Raw genomic sequence first — 18420 nt, 5'->3', positions numbered from 1 at the left:
GGGTGCGGCCTCTTGACGGGCTAAGTAAAGGTACTTAACTATATCGCCAGCCTGCCCGGTCGAATCGCCCCGTTCCGCTCTTTCTCTCCGCGTCCTGTTCCAGGAGGTCCCCATGTCCGGTAGCCCGCCTCCCGAGGGCGGCTTTGTCCGCCGCGTCGGGCTGTTCCAGGCCACGGCCATCAACATGAGCCAGATGTGTGGCATCGGGCCGTTTGTCACCATCCCGCTGATGGTGGCGGCGTTCGGCGGGCCGCAGGCGGTCGTCGGCTTTGTCGCCGGAGCCGTGCTGGCGCTCGCCGACGGGCTCATCTGGGCCGAACTGGGCGCCGCGATGCCAGGCTCCGGCGGCAGCTATGTGTATCTGCGCCAGGCCTTCCAGTACCGCACCGGACGGCTGATGCCGTTCCTGTTCGTGTGGACGGCGATGCTGTTCATCCCGCTGATCATGTCCACCGGCGTGGTCGGCTTCGTCCAGTACCTCGGCTATCTGGCACCGGACCTGGGGCAGACGAGCGGCGACCTGATCGGGCTCGGCGTGATCGCGCTGGTGATCGCGCTGCTGTGGCGGGGCATCGAGCACATCGCACGGATCACTGCCGTGATGTGGGCCGTGATGATCGCCTCCGTGCTGCTGGTGATCGTCGCCGCGGCGAGCGACTTCTCCCCGCACCTGGCGTTCACCTACCCCGCGCACGCCTTCGAACTGACCAGCAACCAGTTCTGGATCGGCTTCGCCGCGGGCCTCACCATCGGCATCTACGACTACCTGGGCTACAACACCACCGCCTACATGGGCGCCGAGATCAAGGACCCCGGCCGCACCCTGCCGCGCTCCATCATCTTCTCGATCCTCGGCATCATGGCGATCTATCTGCTGCTGCAGATCGGCACGCTCGGCGTGATCGACTGGCACCGGATGACCAACCCGAACGACATCGCCTCCACCTCGGTCGCCTCGGCGGTCCTGGAGGAGACCTGGGGCAAGGGAGCGGCCGACACCGTCACCGTGCTCATCCTCATCACCGCGTTCGCCTCGGTGTTCGCCGGACTGCTCGGCGGGTCCCGGGTACCGTACGACGCCGCGAAAGACCGGGTGTTCTTCAAGCCCTACGCCAGGCTGCACCCTCGGCACCGCTTCCCGACCCTCGGCCTCGCGACCATGGGCGTGGTCACCGCGATCGGGTTCCTCATCGGACGGCACACCGATCTGGCGACCCTCATACAGCTCCTCACCACGGTGATGGTGCTCGTCCAGGCCCTCGCGCAGATCCTCGCGGTGAGCGTCCTGCGGTCGCGGCAGCCCGGCCTCAAGCGGCCGTACCGGATGTGGCTCTATCCGATCCCGAGCATCGTCGCCCTGGTGGGATGGCTGGTCATCTACGGCTACGCCGACAAGAACTCGCCGGGCCGCCACCCCATCGAGTGGTCCCTGGCGTGGCTCGCCCTGGGGTGTGTGGCATTCGTGCTGTGGGCCCGGTTCGAGAAGGTGTGGCCGTTCGGCGAGAAGGAGATCAGCGAGGAGTTCCTCGCGGGGGCGTCCGCGGAGGGGGATCGGGCGGTGCTTTGACGGGCCGTCGGTGCCGTTCTGGGTGCTGCCGCCCCCGGACTCCCGGAACCCGTACGTGATGAGGAATGGGTCGGGGGGGGGCCCCCCCGGGGGCCCCCCCCCCCCCCCCCCGGGGGGCCCCCCCCCCCCCCCCCAATAAGGGAATGAAATTTGGGTGGGGGCCCCCCCCGCGCGGGGGTGTTGGGGGGGGTTTTGTGGGGGGGGGGGGGGGTTGTTTTGTGGGCGCCCCCCCCCCCCCCCCCCTTATCAAATAATTTTTTTTTTTGGGGGGGGGGGGGGCCCGGGGGGGCCCCCCCCCGACCCATTCCAGGGGGCTACCAGGGCACTTCCCCGTTTTCGTCCTGGAAGGTTCCGGTCGGACCGTCCGCGTCGAGAGTGTCTGCTCCAGCGGCAGGAGCGCGGCGACGGGGGCATTCGCGAACAGTGCGTCCAGGCCCCGTTCCCGGCTGCGGATCGTCTCGTAGAGCCGGTCCAGGTCGGCCAGGTTCGAGATGTCGCCGGTCACCGCGGTAGCCGCTGCGCCGGATGCCGCGGACGACAGGCAGACGTAGGGCGCGATGCTCCTCAGACCGGGGGCCTGGAAACAGGCACGGTGCCTGTTCCTGAGGCGGCCACGCCAGCTCGGCATGGGTGGATCCTGGGTTCGTTGCACGGGTCCGTGAGTCGTGCTTGGCTCGCCCGATGAACTTTTTGCTGACTGCGAGTGGCCTGCGTAACGAGTCGCAGCGGGATGCGCTGCGGGACATGCTGGGCAGGCCATTCGGATCGGCCAACGTCGTGTACATTCCCACGGCATCACTCGCCGAGGGCGGGGATCACGGGTGGTTCGTCGCGGACCTGAACCGGCTGCACAGCCTTGGCTGGCGGGAGTTCGACGTCCTGGAGCTCAATGGACTGCCCCGGCAGATGGTGGTCGACCGGCTGCTCCACGCCGACGTCATCTATGTGGGGGGCGGCAGCCACTACCACCTCGCGCGCAGCATCACCGGCAACGGCCTGGCCGACAGCATCCTGGAGGCGCTGGAGAGCCGGGTCTATGTGGGGTTCAGCGCCGGATCAATGATGTTCAGCCGTCATCTCACCGGACATTCCGCCGACGTCATCGGGGACACCACGGACCTCCACGTGCTCGGCGCGACGACCGTGGAGCCGCCGTTCGGCCTCTTCGACTGGTATCTCAAGCCTCACCTGTACTCGCCGGATTTCCCCGAGCGGGACGACGCCTGGGCTGATCGCATCGTTGCGCGGGCGGACTTCCCGATCTACTTCATCGACGACGAGACGGCCGTTCGCGTCCGGGACGGCAAGGTGGATGTGGTTTCCGAAGGCCAGTGGCGGTTCCATCCGTGACTCAACGCGTGCTGGAGAGCCCGTTTCGCCGTTCGGCGGGACGGGGCTTGCTGCGGATGGCCGACGGACGGACCCCGGCGTAGGCGGAGTCGGCGCGGACGATCCGGAGATTCGGCTGGTCAGGTCCCCTTGGGAGGAGCCCCTGACCAGCCGAAGGCCGCCTGCGCGTACGACGATTACCGACTGCGGAGGTCAATTTCCGAGGGATCGTCAGGGGCCCGAGGCTGCGGACCAGGCCGGTCAGACCCTGGTCGGGTTCTCCGTGTGGGTCGAAGCCGCTGACGCAGGTCCGGGTACGGATGTCGGCTCGGGGCCGCCTTCGCTGAGGCCGTAGCGACCGTGCAACCTGCGCAGGAAGCCGGGCGCGTACCACGCCGAGCGGCCGAGCAGACGCATCGCGGCGGGGACGAGGACCCCGCGTACGGCGATGGCGTCGAGGAGGACGGCCAGCCCGCTGCCCAGGCCGAACATCTGCATGAAGCTGATCCTGGCGGTGCCGAAGGCGAAGAAGCTCACCGCGAGCAGACACGCGGCCGCGCTGACGATGCGTCCGGTGTGGCCGAGACCGTTGACCACGGCGGTCTCGTTGTCCGCTCCCTGGTCGTGGAGTTCCTTGATCCGGCTGGTGACGAAGACCTCGTAGTCCATGGAGAGGCCGAAGGCGATGCAGAACATCAGCACGGTCATCGTCATCTCCATCGGCTGCGCGGTGAAGCCGAGGAGGGAGGAGAGGTGGCCGTCGTGGAAGATCCAGGTCATGACGCCGAGGGTGGCGCCGAGGCTGATCAGGTTGAGGACCAGGGCGCGCAGCGGCTGCACGATGCTGCCGGTGAACAGGAAGAGCAGGAGGAAGGTGGTGAGGACGATCAGGGCCACGGCCAGGGGGAGCTTGTCGGCGATGGATTCCTTGGCGTCGACGAGTACGGCGTCATTTCCCCCGACCAGAGGGTGGGTCCCAGGGGGCGGGGTGACTGAGCGCGCCTGCTTGACCAGGCTCTGGGCCGCGTCCGACTTCGGTGTCAGGCTGCTCACCACGCTGATGCGCTGTGCGTCGGGCCGGCCGAGGGCGGCGTTGGCCGGGCCGGTCGCCGCGGACTGTCCCGGGGTGTAGACGCCCGCGCTGGTCTCGACACGCTCGACGCCCTTGAGCGCGGCCAGTTGGCTCGCGTACGACGCCAGTGGGGCTCTGTCCACGGGCCGGCCGATGACGATGTGGAGGGCCGAGTCCTCGCTGCTGCCGAAGTGCTCGCGCAGTACCTGAGAGACCTGGCGGCTCTCGGCGTCCTTGGGCAGCACGCGTTCGTCCGGCGTGCCGAAGGTGATGTTCAGCAGCGGGCTCGCCGCGAACAGCAGCACGGCGAGGACGGGCAGTGCCGTGAGCAGTGGCCGCCGCATGACGCCGCGCGCCAGCCGTCCCCACAGAGGTTCCCGGGCGTCGGAGCGCTGACCCTTCGCCCACGGGAGCCGCCCGCTGTTGACCCGGTGGCCCAGAACCTTCAGCAGGGCCGGCATCACGAGCAGGGTGCTGAGGGCGGCGAGGGCGACGACACCGACTCCGGTGAAGCCCATCGAGCGCAGGAAGTAGTGCGGGAACACCAGGAGCGCCGCCAGGGCTGCCGCGACCGTCGCGGCGGAGAAGGCGACGGTGCGGCCCGCGGTGCGCACCGTGTGCCGGACGGCGTCGTCCACGCTCGCCCCGGCCGTGAGCTGTTCCCGGAAGCGGCTGACCATCAGAAGGGCGTAGTCGATGCCCAGTCCGAGGCCCAGGGCGGTGGTGAGGTTGGTCGCGGTGTCGGCGACATCGGTGACGCTGCCGAGCAGGAAGAGCTGGGCGAATGAGCCGATGATGGCGATGAGCGCGATGGCCAGGGGCAGCAGGGCCGCGACCATGCTGCCGAAGACGACCATGAGCAGTACCAGGGTCAGCGGTATGGCGATGGTTTCGGCGAGGATCAGGTCCTCGACCACCTGGTTCGACAGGTCGGCGCCTACGGCGGCGCCTGCTCCGGCCTGGACTGTGAGGGTGTCCCTGTAGGTGCCGCTGTAGGTGTCGAGGATCTCGATGGCGTTCTTCCGCTGCTCCGTGGTGTCGCCTCTCACATGGGCGAGCACCATGGCCTCATGGCCGTCCTTGGAACGCAGGTCGGGGCTGTTCGTCTCCCAGAACGAGACGACGTTGCTGAGCCGCTTGTCCTTCTTGAGGTCGGCCACCAGACCTCGGCCGCGCTCTGTGGAGGCGGGCGTGTCGATGCGGCCGTCGGGGGAGCGGACCAGCAGGACGAGGTTGGTCTCGCCGCCGAACTTCTCGTCGATGACCTTCGCCGCCCGGGTGGACGGCGAGGCGGGGTCGTCGAAGCCGCCCCCCTTCAGCTTGTCGAAGGCGCCCGCACCGACCACGCCCATGAGGGCCACGGCCAGAGCCGCGACGACCAGGACGAGCCGAGATCGGCGAATCGCTAATTCGGCCATATGTTCGAACACGGGCTGATCTCCTTCGAATCCTTCTTGAAAGACGGGATGGGCCGGCCAGGCAGGAGCCGGCGCGCGGCGTCGCAGAGCCCCGTCACCCCGTCAGAGAGGGCGCGGCGTCAGGCTCTTCGTCGCCGAGAAAGACGCTAGTGAGAGAACAAGGTTTTTAGCAGGGGGAGATTTACCTGACGCTGTTAGGTTTCTAGTCCAGGCCACTGCTTTTTCTGATGCCCTGTCGAATCAGCCGTCCTAGGATCACCGCATGTCCGCAGACGAGAACGCGACGGTTCTGCCCTCCCTTCGCCAGCGACGCCGGGCGGTGGCCACCCAGGAGATCGTGGCCACCGCCGAGAGCCACCTCGCCGAGCACGGGCTGCACGCCCTGTCCCTGAGGGCGGTCGCCCGCGGCCTCGGCATGACCGTGCAGGGGCTCTACCACTACTTTCCGAACCGGGACGCCCTCGTCACGGTTCTCGTCGCCAAGGCGTACGAGGATCTGGCGGACGCCGTGAAGGCAGCCGTCGACGCAGCGGCGGACGAACCGGCCACGCTGCGGTTCCTCGCCGCCGCCGAGGGGTATCGCCGATGGGCCATCACCCACGTCGAGCGATTCCAGTTGCTCTACGGAGCGCCGCTGCGGCACTACGAGGCACCTGCCGAGGGCCCGACCACTCAGGCACTGCGCCGGATGGGCGAGGTCTTCCAGCGCGAGATGTTCGACGGATTCACCACGGCACAACTGGCCGCGGCCGACACCCCGGTGCTTTCGCCGGCTCTCCGGGCACATCTGGAACTCCTGGTTCCGTTCGGCCCGGAAACCCTGCCGCCCCCTGCAAGCGCTCTCATCCTGAGCGCGTGGGGACACATGCACGGCATGGTCGTCCTGGAGGTCTTCGGGCACACCTCCTTCATCGGCGAACACCAGGCCGAGATCTTCCACATGGCGATGCGAGACCTGATCGAGGACGTTCATCGCAGGATCCCCACGCTGCCCAAGGGGACACCGGCTGCGCCCTGACACCGGCTGCGCCCCGACAAGCGGCGCCGGGATGCCCGGCAGCGTGGGGGTGTCCGCAACGTCGCGTCGTGCGCCCGTCGGGCGGGACTTCACGGACACCCCCTGGCGCAGATCTCGTCACGTGCGCGAGCTGTGAGGCCTTAGGTCCGGCCTCGCCTTGCAGCCGGACGTGCCAAGCCCCGCTCATCAGAGTCAATGGGGGCAACCGCCCATTTCCTGCGACTTCAGGAATTCCGTGCCGGAAACACCGCCCGCACCTGCCATCCCGCGCCGCACCGTGGTCCGGCGTCCAGTTCGCCGCCCAGGGCGCTCACCCGCTCTGTGAGGCCGACGAGGCCGAAGCCGCCGCCGTGCGCGGCCGCCGGAAGTTGGGTGCTGCCGCGGCCGTCGTCGGCCACCGTCACCTCCAGGCGGCCGGTGTCCTCGCGCAGGCGGACATCGATGTGCAGGGCGTCGGCCGCATGCCGGCGGATGTTGGTGAGCGCCTCCTGGACGACCCGGAAGGCAGCCGCCTGCACCTCGTGGGGGAGGGCGTGGGACACGGCGGGGTCGCGGCGCAGGACGACCCTCTGGCCCGGTGTCGCGAAGCCTTCGATCAGTTCGGCGATGCCCGCAAGGTCGCCGACCGGGCGGCGGTCGGCCGCTTCGGGGCCTGTGTCGCGCAGGACGCCGACCGTGCGGCGCATGGAGGCGAGGGCCTCGGTCGCGGCGCGTTCGATGCCGGCCAGGACGGGATCCAGGTCCTGCTTGTGGTCCTGTGACTGGGTGGTGGCCATCATGCGGGCCACCTGGGTCTGCACGAGGATGCCGGTCACGTGGTGGGCGACGAAGTCGTGCAGGTCGGCGGCTATGGCCAGGCGTTCGCTGCGGCGGGTCTCGGTGACGGCGACGGTGCGGCGGTAGTCCATCGAGCGCAGATAGCCGGCGAGTCCGGAGACGAGGCCGACCAGCAGCAGCCCGATGATCTCCAGCCCCATCACGTCACTGCTCAGCGTCACGTCGCCGCGTACCGGCAGGAGGAGCAGCGCGCCCGCGTCGAGGGTGCCGCACATCAGGGCCCAGCGCGGCGGGCAGTGCCGTACCGCGATGAAGAGCAGGGTCAGCAGGATCGTGATCTCGCCGGGGCCGAGCACGACAACCCCTCGGACCCACAACGAAGCAGCGGTGAGGAGGGCCGAGGCGAGAGCGGGCACCGCCGTGCGCACCTGCGGGGTGAGCCACTCGGGCCGCCGTCCGGCCGGCCACAGCACGGCGGCCAGTCCGACGAGCACCATGGCCAGGGTCGGCCAGACGGGGTTCGCCAGCGGCAGGACGCTCGTTCCGTCATTGCCGGCGTAGAGCACGTCGACGACGGACGCGGCGAGCAGGACGCCGACGGCGAGGCCGTGCGCGCAGCCCCGGACGGAAGCAGATTTCATGCCGTTCACCGTAGGTCAGGCCCCCGGCGGCGGGATCGGCCGAACGGCCGAGGGGCCCGGACCACGACCCTGACCGTTCGGCCGAGGCGCGTGCCCGGACCCGCGGGTGAGGGTGGAGCGCATCCTCACCCCGGACCTCAGGAGTACGCCATGCAACGCAGCACGTTCCTCGTCGGTGCCGTCGGCGGCGTGACCGCAGTGGTCGCTCTGGGCGGACTCGGCACGTACCTGCTCGCAGGCACCGAGTCCACCAGCCGCCTGGAAGAGTTCAGCACGACGTCGGTGGACGGTCACAAGGCGCTCGCGGCGAAGATCGTCGCGGGCCGCACCGAGAGCAGGTACCACCCGCTGCCCTGGGTCGGCGACAAAGTCTCCGACGTCACCTGCCCGACCGCTCTCAAAGCCGTGGCCGGAGCCACCCTCACCTGCACCGGCACGGAGAGCGGCGGCCGGACCGTCCGCATCCCCGTCCGGGTGACCAAGGCCGACGCCAAGAGCGTCACCTGGACGTTCGAGCGCTGAGAAGGGGCAGGGGAGACACATCATGAGCACCGCTCTGGCCGGATACGGTCTCGTCAAGACGTACGGCTCCGCCACCGCCCTGGACGGCGTGGACGTCGAGGTCGGCGAGCGCGACTCGCTGGCAATCATGGGCCCGTCGGGGTCCGGGAAGTCCACGTTGCTGCACACCCTCGCGGGCATCATCCGCCCCGACGACGGTCAGGTGCTGCTGCGCGGCGAGCGTATCGACAAGCTGGGCGAGAACCGGCTGAGCGCACTGCGCCGCAAGCGGTTCGGGTTCGTGTTCCAGTTCGGCCAGCTGCTGCCGGAGCTGCCCGCCGAGGAGAACGTCGCGCTGCCGCTGATGCTGGAGGGCATGCCGCGCAAGGAGGCCGTCGCCCGCGCCCGCCGCTGGTTCGGGCCGCTGGGTCTGGAGGGGCTGGAGCACCGTCGCCCCGGCCAGCTCTCGGGCGGCCAGGCGCAGCGGGTCGCCATCGCCCGCGCGCTGGCTGTCGAGCCGGACGTGGTCTTCGCCGACGAACCCACCGGCGCTCTGGACCAGCGCACCAGCACCGAGGTGATCCAGCTGCTGACCCTCGCCACCCGGGACACGGGTGCCGCCCTGGTCATGGTCACCCACGACGCCGACGTCGCAGCCCACTGCGACCGGGTCCTCCAGGTCCGCGACGGCCGGATCAGCGGCCACAGCCAGTTCACTGTCGCCTGAGCCCGCAGGAGTAACTGCCATGCGTTCCCCCGTCCTGCCCCTGACCTGGCATCTCGCCAGGTCCTCCGGCCGCCGCGGTCTGCAGTCCCAGCTGCTCGCGGCCGGGGCCGCCGCCGTCGGCTCGTTCCTGCTGCTGGTGATGATCGCCGCCTCCCTCGGCGCCGGCGCCCGCGCCGGCCACACCACCTGGCGCACCCCCGACGCCGTATCGGCCGAGGAAGCGACGGCCGTCCAGGCCATCACCACGACCTACGTCCGCCACGAACCCGTCACCGTCGTGAACCTGGCCCAGTTGCCCGGCCGCACGGCAACCCCCGCACCGCCCGGTCTGAGCGGCTTCCCGGAGCAGGGCCAGGTGTACGTCTCCCCGGCGCTGGCCGAGCTGCTGCACCAGCTCCCCGCCGGCCAACTCGCCGACCGCCTCCCGAAGACGAAGTCCTACGGCACGATCGCCGCCGCCGGACTGGCCTCGCCCGACGAGCTGGTCGCGGTGGTCGGACGGGCGCCCGGCGACGCGGCCGTCTCCAAGGCCGCCGGGGAGCAGAACTACTACGACGAGGGGCTGACGGAGCGCGCACCGGTCTCCGGGTTCTCCGGCACCAAGGCGAGCGTGTTCACCGGCACCGACCAGGGGACCGTGTTGCTGGGCGTGGTGCTCCTGGTCATGCCGGTCGTGGTGCTGGCCTCGGCCGCCGGACGGCTCGGCGCGGCCCGGCGCGAACAGCGGCTCGCCGCACTGCGGCTGGCCGGGGCGACCCCGCGGCAGATCCTCGCCATGACCGCCGTCGAGGCGGCGGGAGTCGGCGCCGCCGGGGCCTTGGCGGGCGCACTCGCCCACACGGCACTGCTGCCCGCGCTCGCCGAACTCCCCTACGGCGTCGGCACCTGGTACACCGGTCAGCTGTGGGTGGGGCTGCCGTGGCTCGCGGCCGTGGTGGCGGCGGTCACCGTGCTGATCACCGTCAGCGCGGTGACGATGCTGCGCCAGGTGGCCACCTCGCCCCTGGGCGTGGCCCAGCAGGCGAACCCGCGCCGCACCCGCGCGATCCGTCTGGTGCTGTTCGTCGCGGTCCTGGTCTACATCCGGGCGACCACGGATGACAGCGGACAGCTGAAGACCCGGCAGTTGCTCGCCCTGCTGGCACTCTTCTACGGCGCGTTCTGGCTGCTCGGCCCCTGGGTCGTGGACCGGCTCGGGCGGATCGTGGGCCGCCGGGCCAAGCGTCCGGCCACGCTGCTGGCCGCGCGCCGGCTCAGCGACGACCCGCGCGGGGCCTGGCGCACCGTCAGCGGCCTGGTGCTGGCGGGGTTCGTGGCCGGGTTCTTCTCCGTCAGCTCGCTGGGCCTCGACGGCCCGAGCCACCAGGGCCAGGTGGCGGTGATCACCGCGAACGCCGCCGACGCACGGCACACCGCCGCCGAGGCCCGTACGGCGCTGCACCGGGCAGGCGTCACCGCGACCGTCGCCGTCGCGGGCGAGGACGACTACGACGGCCTGCTCGGCGGTGTCGACGGCGTGATCGCCCATGTCTCCGGCGGGCGGGAGCGCGTCGACACCGCTGTCACCGCCCTGACACCCCTCGGGTCGGGCAGGTATCCCCTCACGCAGGAGTACGTGTCCGCGGCGGACGACACGGCCACCGCCCGTATCGCCACCGTCAGCACCGCCACCCTCGTACTGAGCTTCCTCGTCGCTGCCGCTTCCGCCGGCCTCACGGCCGCCGCGAACGTCCTCGACCGGCGCCGCGTGTACCGCCTGCTGCGCCTGGCCGGCACCCCGCTTCAGATGCTGGACCGGGCCCGGATCCGCGAGACCGTCATCCCCCTGGCCGCCCTGGCCGGCGGCACCACCGCCATGGGCGCCTTCGGCGCCATGCAGCTCAACAAGGCGGCCGGCACCACGATCAACACCTCCGGCGCCGTGCAACTGGCGATCTGCGTCGCCGTCGGCGCGCTGGCCATGCTCGCCGCGATCGTCGGCAGCAGGCCGCTGCTGCGGAAGGTGACGGCCGGTCCGGCACAGACAGCGGACTGACCCCGTAAAACATATGGACGGCGGATCCGCCCCCCGACGCCCCTGCCCGTGAGGCATGATCCTGTCGTGACCAGTCCAACCGCCAACGGGGTGCCCATCCGGGTCCTGATCGCCGACGACCAGGAGATGGTCCGCACCGGCTTCCGCTTCTTCCTCGACGCCCAGCCCGACATCACCGTGGTCGCCGAGGCCGCCGACGGCGAGGAGGCGGTGGCGCTGGCCCGGCGGGAGCGACCGGACGTGTGTCTGCTGGACATCCGGATGCCGAAGCTGGACGGGCTGGAGGCGACCCGACTGCTGGCAGGGCCGGACGTGGCCGACCCCATGCGGGTGGTCGTGGTGACCACCTTCGACCTCGACGAGTACGTGTACGGGGCACTGCGCGGCGGCGCCTGTGGGTTTCTGCTGAAGGACTCGGGGCCGACGCTCCTCGCGGAGGCGGTCCGTGCCGCCGCGGCCGGTGACTCGCTGGTCTCGCCGTCGGTCACGGTCCGCCTCCTCAAGCACATCACCGCCCCGCAGGTCGCCTCTGCCGCCCCGGCGAAGCCGACGGCCCCGCCCCCGGAACCCCTCACCGACCGTGAACTCGATGTCGTCCGTCAGGTCGCCCTCGGCCGTACGAACGCGGAGATCGCCGCCGAGCTGTACGTCTCCCTGTCCACGGTCAAGACACACCTGTCCAGCGTCCAGCTCAAACTGGCAGCCCGGAACCGGGTCGGGATCGCGGCCTGGGCCTGGCAGAACGGGTACGCGCAACCCGGCGCATGAGGCGCCGGCGCGTATGCCGGCGGCCGGACGAGGCGCAGTCTCCATGGCGGCGAGGACTGTCGCCTTTCGCCAGGTGTCGGTCCCGAACGCCTCGCGGTCGGCCATTGGGGGTCCCGCGACGAGTCTCGCCCTGCGGGCGCGTGGCAGTACCGCGGCATGGTGCCACCGGTGCAACCCCTACCCGTAGGGGGTATACAGTCGGATTGTCGGAAGCGTTGGGTGACAGGGGACGGATCAGGTGGGGACGCGGAAACGGCGGCACCGTGAGCTGGCGCTCGCTCGCAACGCCGGCCATTCGGCGCTCGTCGCACTGGCCGCGCTCTGGGTCGCGCTGGCCGTCCTCGTCCATCACGACGCGACCGCGCCGGCGAGTCCACACTCCATGTCCTCCATGTCCTCCATGTCCACGACGAGGGGGATGCCCGCCTCGCCCCAGCCGTCGGCTCACGGCAGCGCGAAGGCCGTGAACGCCGACGACGCGATGTCCTGCTCGGGCGCCGCCGCCCAGCACTGCGCCGCGGCAAGCGTCCAGACGGCCAAGTACGCCCCACCCTCGGAGGCCCTCCGAACGGCCCCCCGGACGGATCCGGGCCCCTCCGGCCGCCCAGCGGCCACCGCCTCCGTCGAGCGCGCCCCACCCGATCTGTCTGTCCTCTCCCGACTGCGCATATAGGCCGCGACTCCCCGGCATCGCCGGGATCCGTCCGCAGCCATGGCGTCACGCCCGTACGCGACGCCGCGCATCCGTAGAAGAGGACCCCTACCGTGAACAGCATCAACCGTCGCTCCCTCCTGCTCGCAGGTCTCAGCGCCGCGGGCGCCGGCACGCTCGCCGCCTGCACCAGCGCCTCGTCGAACACCCCCGCCCTGGTCGGCCCGTCGGGCTCGGCCGTCGCCCGCGCAGACAAGAAGCGCCGTGGCACGGGCACGGAACGCAAGGTCACCCTGACCGCGGCGCCCGTCACGCTCGACCTCGGCGGCGTCAAGGCCAGGACGTGGGCCTACGACGGTCAGGCCCCCGGCAAGGAGATCCGTATCTCCGCCGGGGACACCCTCGTCGCCGAACTCTCCAACCAGCTCCCGACCAGGACCGCCACGTCCGTCCACTGGCACGGTCTGGCCCTGCGCGACGACATGGACGGCGTGCCCATGGTCACCCAGGGCGCCGTACGCCCGGGCAGTTCCTTCACCTACCGCTTTGTCGCGGCGGACCCCGGCACGTACTGGTTCCACCCACACTCCGGAGTACAGCTCGACCGCGGTTTGTACGCGCCGCTGATCGTCGAGGACCCCAGGGAGCCGCTCGTTTACGACGACGAATGGGTCATCGTCCTCGACGACTGGCTCGACGGTGTGACGGGAACCCCGGACGAGGCTCTCGCCGAACTCCGCCAGGGCATGGGCGGGATGGACATGGGAGGCGACAGCTCGTCCAGTTCCAGCAGCATGCCCGGGCATGACATGTCCGGCCACGACATGGGCGACATGGACATGGACGGGACGGGTGCCTCACCGTCCGCGTCCGCCTCCGGCGACGGTATGTCGATGAAGTTCATGCTCATGGGCGCCACCAGCGACCTCCTCGGTGGCGACGCGGGCGACGTGAAGTACCCGTACCACCTCATCAACGGCAAGGTGGCCGCCGACCCGGACGTCTACAGGGGCAAGCCGGGCCGGCGCGTCCGGCTGCGTTTCATCAACGCGGGGGGCGACACCGCGTACCGGGTGGCGCTGGGCGGGCACCGGATGACCGTCACCCACACCGACGGCTATCCAGTCGAGCACCGGCAGACCGATGCCCTGCTGATCGGCATGGGCGAGCGCTACGACGTCCTCGTGACGCTCGGCGATGGCGTCTTCCCGCTCGTCGCGCTCGCCGAGGGCAAGAACGCGACCGCCATGGCCCTGGTGCGTACGGGCTCCGGCGGCGCGCCGGACGCGACCGTCCGCCCGAAGGAACTGGACGGCGCGGTCCTCACCGCGCCCGCCCTGAAGGCGGCCGACGACGTGCGGCTGTCCGCGAAGACGGTGGACGTCGTGCACCGCGTCGAGCTGACGGGTGGCATGGACAAGTACGACTGGGCCGTCAACGGCAAGAAGTTCGACATGAACAACCCCGACGCCGACCCCTTCCTGGTCGAGGAGGGGCAGCGGGTCCGGCTCGACTTCGCCAACACGACGCAGATGTGGCACCCGATGCACCTGCACGGCCACACCTTTCAGCTCGGCAGCGGCGGTGCGCGCAAGGACACCACCATCGTGCTGCCGAAGAAGACCGTGTCCGTCGTCTTCGACGCGGACAATCCGGGACAGTGGATGCTGCACTGCCACAACGTCTACCACGGTGAGGCCGGCATGATGGCCCTCGTCGCCTACCGGGCGTGACCGCAGTCCCGTGAGGAAGGGGCACCGGCCGCCTGCCGGTGCCCGCCACATGAGTCTGCGCGCCCGCCGCGGTGTCACCTTCCAGCGGACCAAGACCTGGAAGGAGTCCCCGGACCCCGAGCGCGACGCCAACGCCCGTCACCGCGACATCCTTGCCGCCGTCATGGCCTCAGCCTGGGGACTTGAGCATCATCAGCAACCGACCACGCCCTCCACCCGTGCGGGCCGGGTCACCGCGGACCGTCCTGTTGCTGTGGGGGCCCGCTGGGTGCTGGAACGGGCCCGGGGGCAGTCGGTGGGGTGGTGTCAGCGGTGCGCTGCGCGGTGATGCGCGGTCGTGGGCCGTTGAGGCTGTTTCGGGTGCGGATGTGGAAGGCGAGCAGACCGGTGAGGGCGGTGGCCGTGAACCATCCGGCCTGGATGGCCAGGTACTTCGGCAGGGGAGTGGCGGAGAACCCGGCGCCCGTGGCGGCCTGCATGGCGCCGTAGGAGGGCAGGAAACGCACGACGCTGCCGTTTGAGCTGGAGCTGTAGAGGGGGTTTTGGAGAGCCAGGTCGATGACGCTGGTCATCACGATGGCGAACATGCCTTCCACTTCGCGGCGTAGCAGAGAGCCGAAGGCGACGCCCAGGGCGCCGTAGGTGATGCCGGCGAGGAAGAGGGCCGCTGCGAGCAGGGCCGGTTGCTGGGGTTTCCAGAAGACGCAGGTGAGAGCTGTCGCGTAGGCGGCCACGGCTGCGGAGATCAGTGTCAGGGAGATGAGCTTGGCCAGGACGAGGTGGGTGCGGGGGTAGCCGGCCAGGGCGAGGCGGCGGTCGAAGCGGCCGTTGACGAAGGAGGCCGCGAACATCATGAAGCCGATGATCAGGGTGACGGCGTTGAGGGCGCCGGTGATCTCGGTGAGCTGGTTGCCGTGAGGGGCGAGCAGGTGTCCGGTGGCGCGCAGCCGGAAGCGGGTGCGGGTGTCCGGGACGGAAAAGAACGCCAGCGCCGTCCACACCGGAATGAACAGGGCAACGAGCACCACGGCGAAGCGGTTGCGCACATGCTCGGTCAGCGCGTAACGGGCCGCGGTCGTGAAGAACGTGCGGTGGCGGCGCAAGGTCCGGAGGGACGTCATGCCGCACGCTCCGTGGTCTGTTCATGCAGGAGACCGCCGTCCAGGCGCCACAACACGTCGAGGCGTTCGGCGTCGTAGGCGAGGTGGGAGACCACGAGCACGGACCGGCCCGCGTCGCGCAGCCACCTGGCCAGGTCCCAGAACCGCTGGTAGGTGTCCCAGTCGAAGCCCTGGTAGGGCTCGTCCAGCAGCAGGACCTGCGGGTCGTGCATGAGGGCGAGGGTCAGGTTGAGCTTCTGCCGGGTCCCGCCGCTGAGGACCGCGGTCCGCTCGTCGGCGTACTCGCTGAACTGCAGTGCGTCCATGACCTCTTCGGCGCGGCCCAGGTCGCTCAGGCCGTAGGCGACCTTGAAGTAGTCCAGATGCTGGCGGACGGTCAGCGCGTCGTTGAGGACAGCTGTCTGAGGGCAGTACCCGAACCCGCCCTCGTGGGTGACCGTGCCTCGATCGGGGGCCAGTTCGCCCGAGAGAATCTTCAGCAGAGTCGACTTGCCCGCGCCGTTCTCCCCGACGACACCGGCCAGAACCCCAGCCTCCAGCCGTAAGTCGATGCCGCGCAGGACCTCACGTCGGCCGTAGGCGTGGTGCACGCCTCGTACGTCCATCGATGGCCTCCTCCCCTTGGCGTTCCACCCAACGAGCAGGGTGCGGCTACGACACGGCGATTCGGATGTTTATCGACGGGACGTTCATCCGATCTGATGGTCGGACAACCGGTGGCCCGTCACGGAAGCGACGGACATCTATGGTCCCCGCATGGCCACCTCCTCCCGCCCCGCAGCGCATGTTCCCTCGCACGCCACACCGCGTGACGCCGGCGACCCGGCGGTCTTCGGCTTACCCCACCCCTCCGCCGGCGCCGAAGCGTGGTACCTCAACGGTCATCTGCGCGACGAGGACGGCAACGCGTACACGTGGATGATCAGCATGCTGCGCCACCACGACGTCCATGACGACGACGCCGCCCCCGGCCACGCCCTGGTGTCCGTCCGCTCGGGCCCGACCGGTGTGTCCCGGAGCACCTGGCTCACGCCCTCCATGCACGACACGGTCCGCAAGGCACTCGCAGGCGACACCGCACAGGATCCCCGGGTCCGCGAAGCACTGACGCAGGCTCTCGCCGAAGGCCCCCTGCTGCCCGACCGGCTGCTGGCCGAGCCCGTCATCGAATCGGCCGACACCCTGGACATCTCCTTCGGCGACCTGGCGGCCCTGCGCCGCCAGGAGGACGGCGGATACCGACTGGTCCTCGAGGACGGGGAACGCTTCGAACTCGTCCTCGCCCCCACCAAGAACGCGGCCCCGCAGTTCGATGACCAGGGCCGCCACCCGGGCCGGCTGCCCACCGACGCGGACGCGATGACGTCGTACTTCGTACCGAGGCTGCGCGCCCACGGCACGGTTCACCGGGAAGACGGCACACAGATACAGCTGGAGGGCCACGCCTGGTTCGAGCAGGACTGGGGTGCGACCTACTACGACGCCCAACGAACCCCGGGGACACCGGACCACACCTGGGAGTGGGCCGGTATCCAGCTCGACAACGGCTGGGAGATCAGCTGCATCCACTCGCGTACCAGCGATCCCACCACCGGTGCCGACGGACTGGAACTCACCCGCGCCACAGCGGTCGCCCCCGACGGAACCGTGAGCTACCACGACCTGACGTGGCGGCCCCTGACGCACTGGACCTCACTGGCCACCCTCAACACCTACCCCACCACGGTGCACGTGAGCGTGCCCGACCTCGGCCTGGAAGCCGAGATCACCGCGACCATCGCCGAGGGTGAGGTGCGCACCCTGGTCGTGGGCCGCGCCATGTGGGAGAGCCCCGCGGCCGTCCACGGCACCATGGGAACCACACCCGTCAGCGGCACCGCCTTCCTGCAGACCCTGCCGACCAACACCATCGGCGACATCGAGCACTACATGCGCCGTACCCACGACATCGCCGGCGCGGAAGCCGCGGCTCTGTACTCCCCGGACCCGCGCGACGACGCCGCGCTCGGACTCCTCACCGGCACCAGCGGCCTGACCGGCCTCGACGCGAGCGCACGGGCCCGACTCCACCAAGCGGTCTCCGCTCCGCTCCTCCACCTGCTGAACAACCCCGGACGGTCCTGGCGCCCCTACGTCGCCGCGGCCGTCCTGTGTCTCCTCGACGCCGACCCCGAGCCCTACCGGCCGCTCACCGCGATCACCGAGCTCCTCCACGTCTCCGCACTGGTCATCGACGACATCCAGGACGACTCTCCCACCCGTCGGGGCCGTCCCAGCGTCCACGAGGTCTTCGGCACCGCCCCCGCCATCACCGCGGGCACCCTCGGCTACTACACCTTCGACGCCCTCATGCAGCGGGTCCCGCAGGCCGACCCGGCCACCATGCTGCGCATCTACCGTCTCTACCTTCGAGACCTGCGCGCCGCCCACGCCGGCCAGGCCCTGGACATCGCCGGACACCACACAGCGTTCGACGAAGCCGTCACCACGGGCGACGCCCGTCCGCTCCTCGACGAGGTCCGCACCGCACACCGCCTCAAGACCGGGATGCTGGTGCGCAGCACCGCCGAAGTCGCCGCGATCCTCGGCGGCGCCGACGAGCGGCAACTCGACGCCGTCTGCCGGTACTTCGAAGCCGTCGGAACCTCCTACCAGATCACCGACGACGTCGCCGACCTGTACGGACTGGTCACCGCGGAGGAACACCAGCAGGGCATCACCACCCGATCGCCCGCCGAGGACCTGCGCAACGGCGAGGTCACCTACCCGGTGGCCCACGCTGTCGCACGCCTCGACGCGACCGACCGCCGACGCCTGCGCGACACGCTCCGGCAGCGCTCCGACGCCGGCGCCCGCGCAGCGTCCCAGCTCATCCTCCGGAGCGGGGCGCTCGAAGCCTGCACGACCGAAGCCCGAACCCTCGTCGACGAAGCCTGGACGAACCTGGACGCTCTCCTCCCGCCCACCCCGCACAAGGCCATGGTGCGCGCCCTGGGCTGGTACGCCGCTCAACGTGAGACCGACCGAGTCTTCCACTGACGGATGAAGCTCTGGCGGCTAC

Annotated in this window: 14 protein-coding genes; 10 read left to right on the top strand and 4 right to left on the bottom strand. The window is 70.2% G+C overall.

Going from position 1 to position 18420, the window contains the following annotated elements; translation table 11 throughout:
- Nucleotides 1-112: 112 nt before the first annotated feature.
- Both ACFYRY_RS00955 and ACFYRY_RS00950 read left to right on the top strand, forming a co-directional pair.
- Nucleotides 113-1567, top strand: a complete 1455-nt coding sequence (locus ACFYRY_RS00955) for an APC family permease (protein WP_389138698.1) — start codon at nt 113-115, stop codon at nt 1565-1567.
- A 681-nt stretch (nt 1568-2248) separates the two neighbouring features.
- Nucleotides 2249-2917, top strand: a complete 669-nt coding sequence (locus ACFYRY_RS00950) for a Type 1 glutamine amidotransferase-like domain-containing protein (RefSeq protein WP_389140998.1) — start codon at nt 2249-2251, stop codon at nt 2915-2917.
- A gap of 240 nt (nt 2918-3157) precedes the next feature.
- Here the strand turns inward: ACFYRY_RS00950 and ACFYRY_RS00945 are convergent, their stop codons facing one another.
- Complete coding sequence (locus ACFYRY_RS00945) at nt 3158-5398, bottom strand: MMPL family transporter (RefSeq protein ID WP_389138697.1); 2241 nt, start codon at nt 5396-5398, stop codon at nt 3158-3160.
- A 250-nt stretch (nt 5399-5648) separates the two neighbouring features.
- Between ACFYRY_RS00945 and ACFYRY_RS00940 the strand changes: the two genes are divergently transcribed.
- Complete coding sequence (locus tag ACFYRY_RS00940) at nt 5649-6404, top strand: TetR/AcrR family transcriptional regulator (RefSeq protein ID WP_389138696.1); 756 nt, start codon at nt 5649-5651, stop codon at nt 6402-6404.
- A 224-nt stretch (nt 6405-6628) separates the two neighbouring features.
- Here ACFYRY_RS00940 and ACFYRY_RS00935 read toward each other — a convergent pair whose 3' ends face one another.
- Complete coding sequence (locus ACFYRY_RS00935; RefSeq protein ID WP_389138694.1) at nt 6629-7822, bottom strand: sensor histidine kinase; 1194 nt, start codon at nt 7820-7822, stop codon at nt 6629-6631.
- Nucleotides 7823-7972: 150 nt separating this feature from the next.
- Here ACFYRY_RS00935 and ACFYRY_RS00930 point away from each other — a divergent pair, with 150 nt between their 5' ends.
- From ACFYRY_RS00930 to ACFYRY_RS00905, 6 genes are all read left to right on the top strand, one after another.
- Nucleotides 7973-8344, top strand: a complete 372-nt coding sequence (locus ACFYRY_RS00930; RefSeq protein ID WP_389138692.1) for a DUF4333 domain-containing protein — start codon at nt 7973-7975, stop codon at nt 8342-8344.
- Between the two features lie 22 nt (nt 8345-8366).
- The gene (locus ACFYRY_RS00925; protein ID WP_389138690.1) at nt 8367-9050 is read left to right on the top strand and encodes an ABC transporter ATP-binding protein; all 684 of its coding nucleotides are present in this window, start codon (nt 8367-8369) and stop codon (nt 9048-9050) included.
- Between the two features lie 19 nt (nt 9051-9069).
- On the top strand, nt 9070-11085 hold the full coding sequence (locus ACFYRY_RS00920; protein WP_389138689.1) for an FtsX-like permease family protein: 2016 nt from the start codon (nt 9070-9072) through the stop codon (nt 11083-11085).
- 66 nt (nt 11086-11151) lie between these two features.
- Nucleotides 11152-11853 (top strand): response regulator, encoded by a 702-nt coding sequence (locus ACFYRY_RS00915; RefSeq protein WP_389138687.1) that lies wholly within the window; start codon nt 11152-11154, stop codon nt 11851-11853.
- Nucleotides 11854-12091: 238 nt separating this feature from the next.
- Nucleotides 12092-12526, top strand: coding sequence for a DUF6153 family protein (locus ACFYRY_RS00910; RefSeq protein WP_389138685.1), 435 nt, complete (start codon nt 12092-12094; stop codon nt 12524-12526).
- A 92-nt stretch (nt 12527-12618) separates the two neighbouring features.
- On the top strand, nt 12619-14238 hold the full coding sequence (locus ACFYRY_RS00905; protein WP_389138683.1) for a multicopper oxidase family protein: 1620 nt from the start codon (nt 12619-12621) through the stop codon (nt 14236-14238).
- Nucleotides 14239-14468: 230 nt separating this feature from the next.
- Here the strand turns inward: ACFYRY_RS00905 and ACFYRY_RS00900 are convergent, their stop codons facing one another.
- Both ACFYRY_RS00900 and ACFYRY_RS00895 read right to left on the bottom strand, forming a co-directional pair.
- On the bottom strand, nt 14469-15359 hold the full coding sequence (locus tag ACFYRY_RS00900; protein WP_389138681.1) for an ABC transporter permease: 891 nt from the start codon (nt 15357-15359) through the stop codon (nt 14469-14471).
- Nucleotides 15356-15964 carry an ABC transporter ATP-binding protein gene (locus tag ACFYRY_RS00895; protein ID WP_389138680.1) on the bottom strand — a complete coding sequence of 203 codons (609 nt, stop codon included), beginning with the start codon at nt 15962-15964 and terminating at the stop codon, nt 15356-15358. Before ACFYRY_RS00895 ends, ACFYRY_RS00900 begins: the two co-directional genes overlap by 4 nt.
- A 151-nt stretch (nt 15965-16115) precedes the next feature.
- Between ACFYRY_RS00895 and ACFYRY_RS00890 the strand changes: the two genes are divergently transcribed.
- On the top strand, nt 16116-18398 hold the full coding sequence (locus ACFYRY_RS00890) for a polyprenyl synthetase family protein (protein WP_389138678.1): 2283 nt from the start codon (nt 16116-16118) through the stop codon (nt 18396-18398).
- Nucleotides 18399-18420 lie beyond the last annotated feature (22 nt).

It is taken from the genome of Streptomyces sp. NPDC005263, from assembly GCF_042872365.1.
Classification (GTDB): Bacteria; Actinomycetota; Actinomycetes; order Streptomycetales; family Streptomycetaceae; genus Streptomyces.
This window is presented reverse-complemented; position numbering and strand designations above follow the sequence as displayed.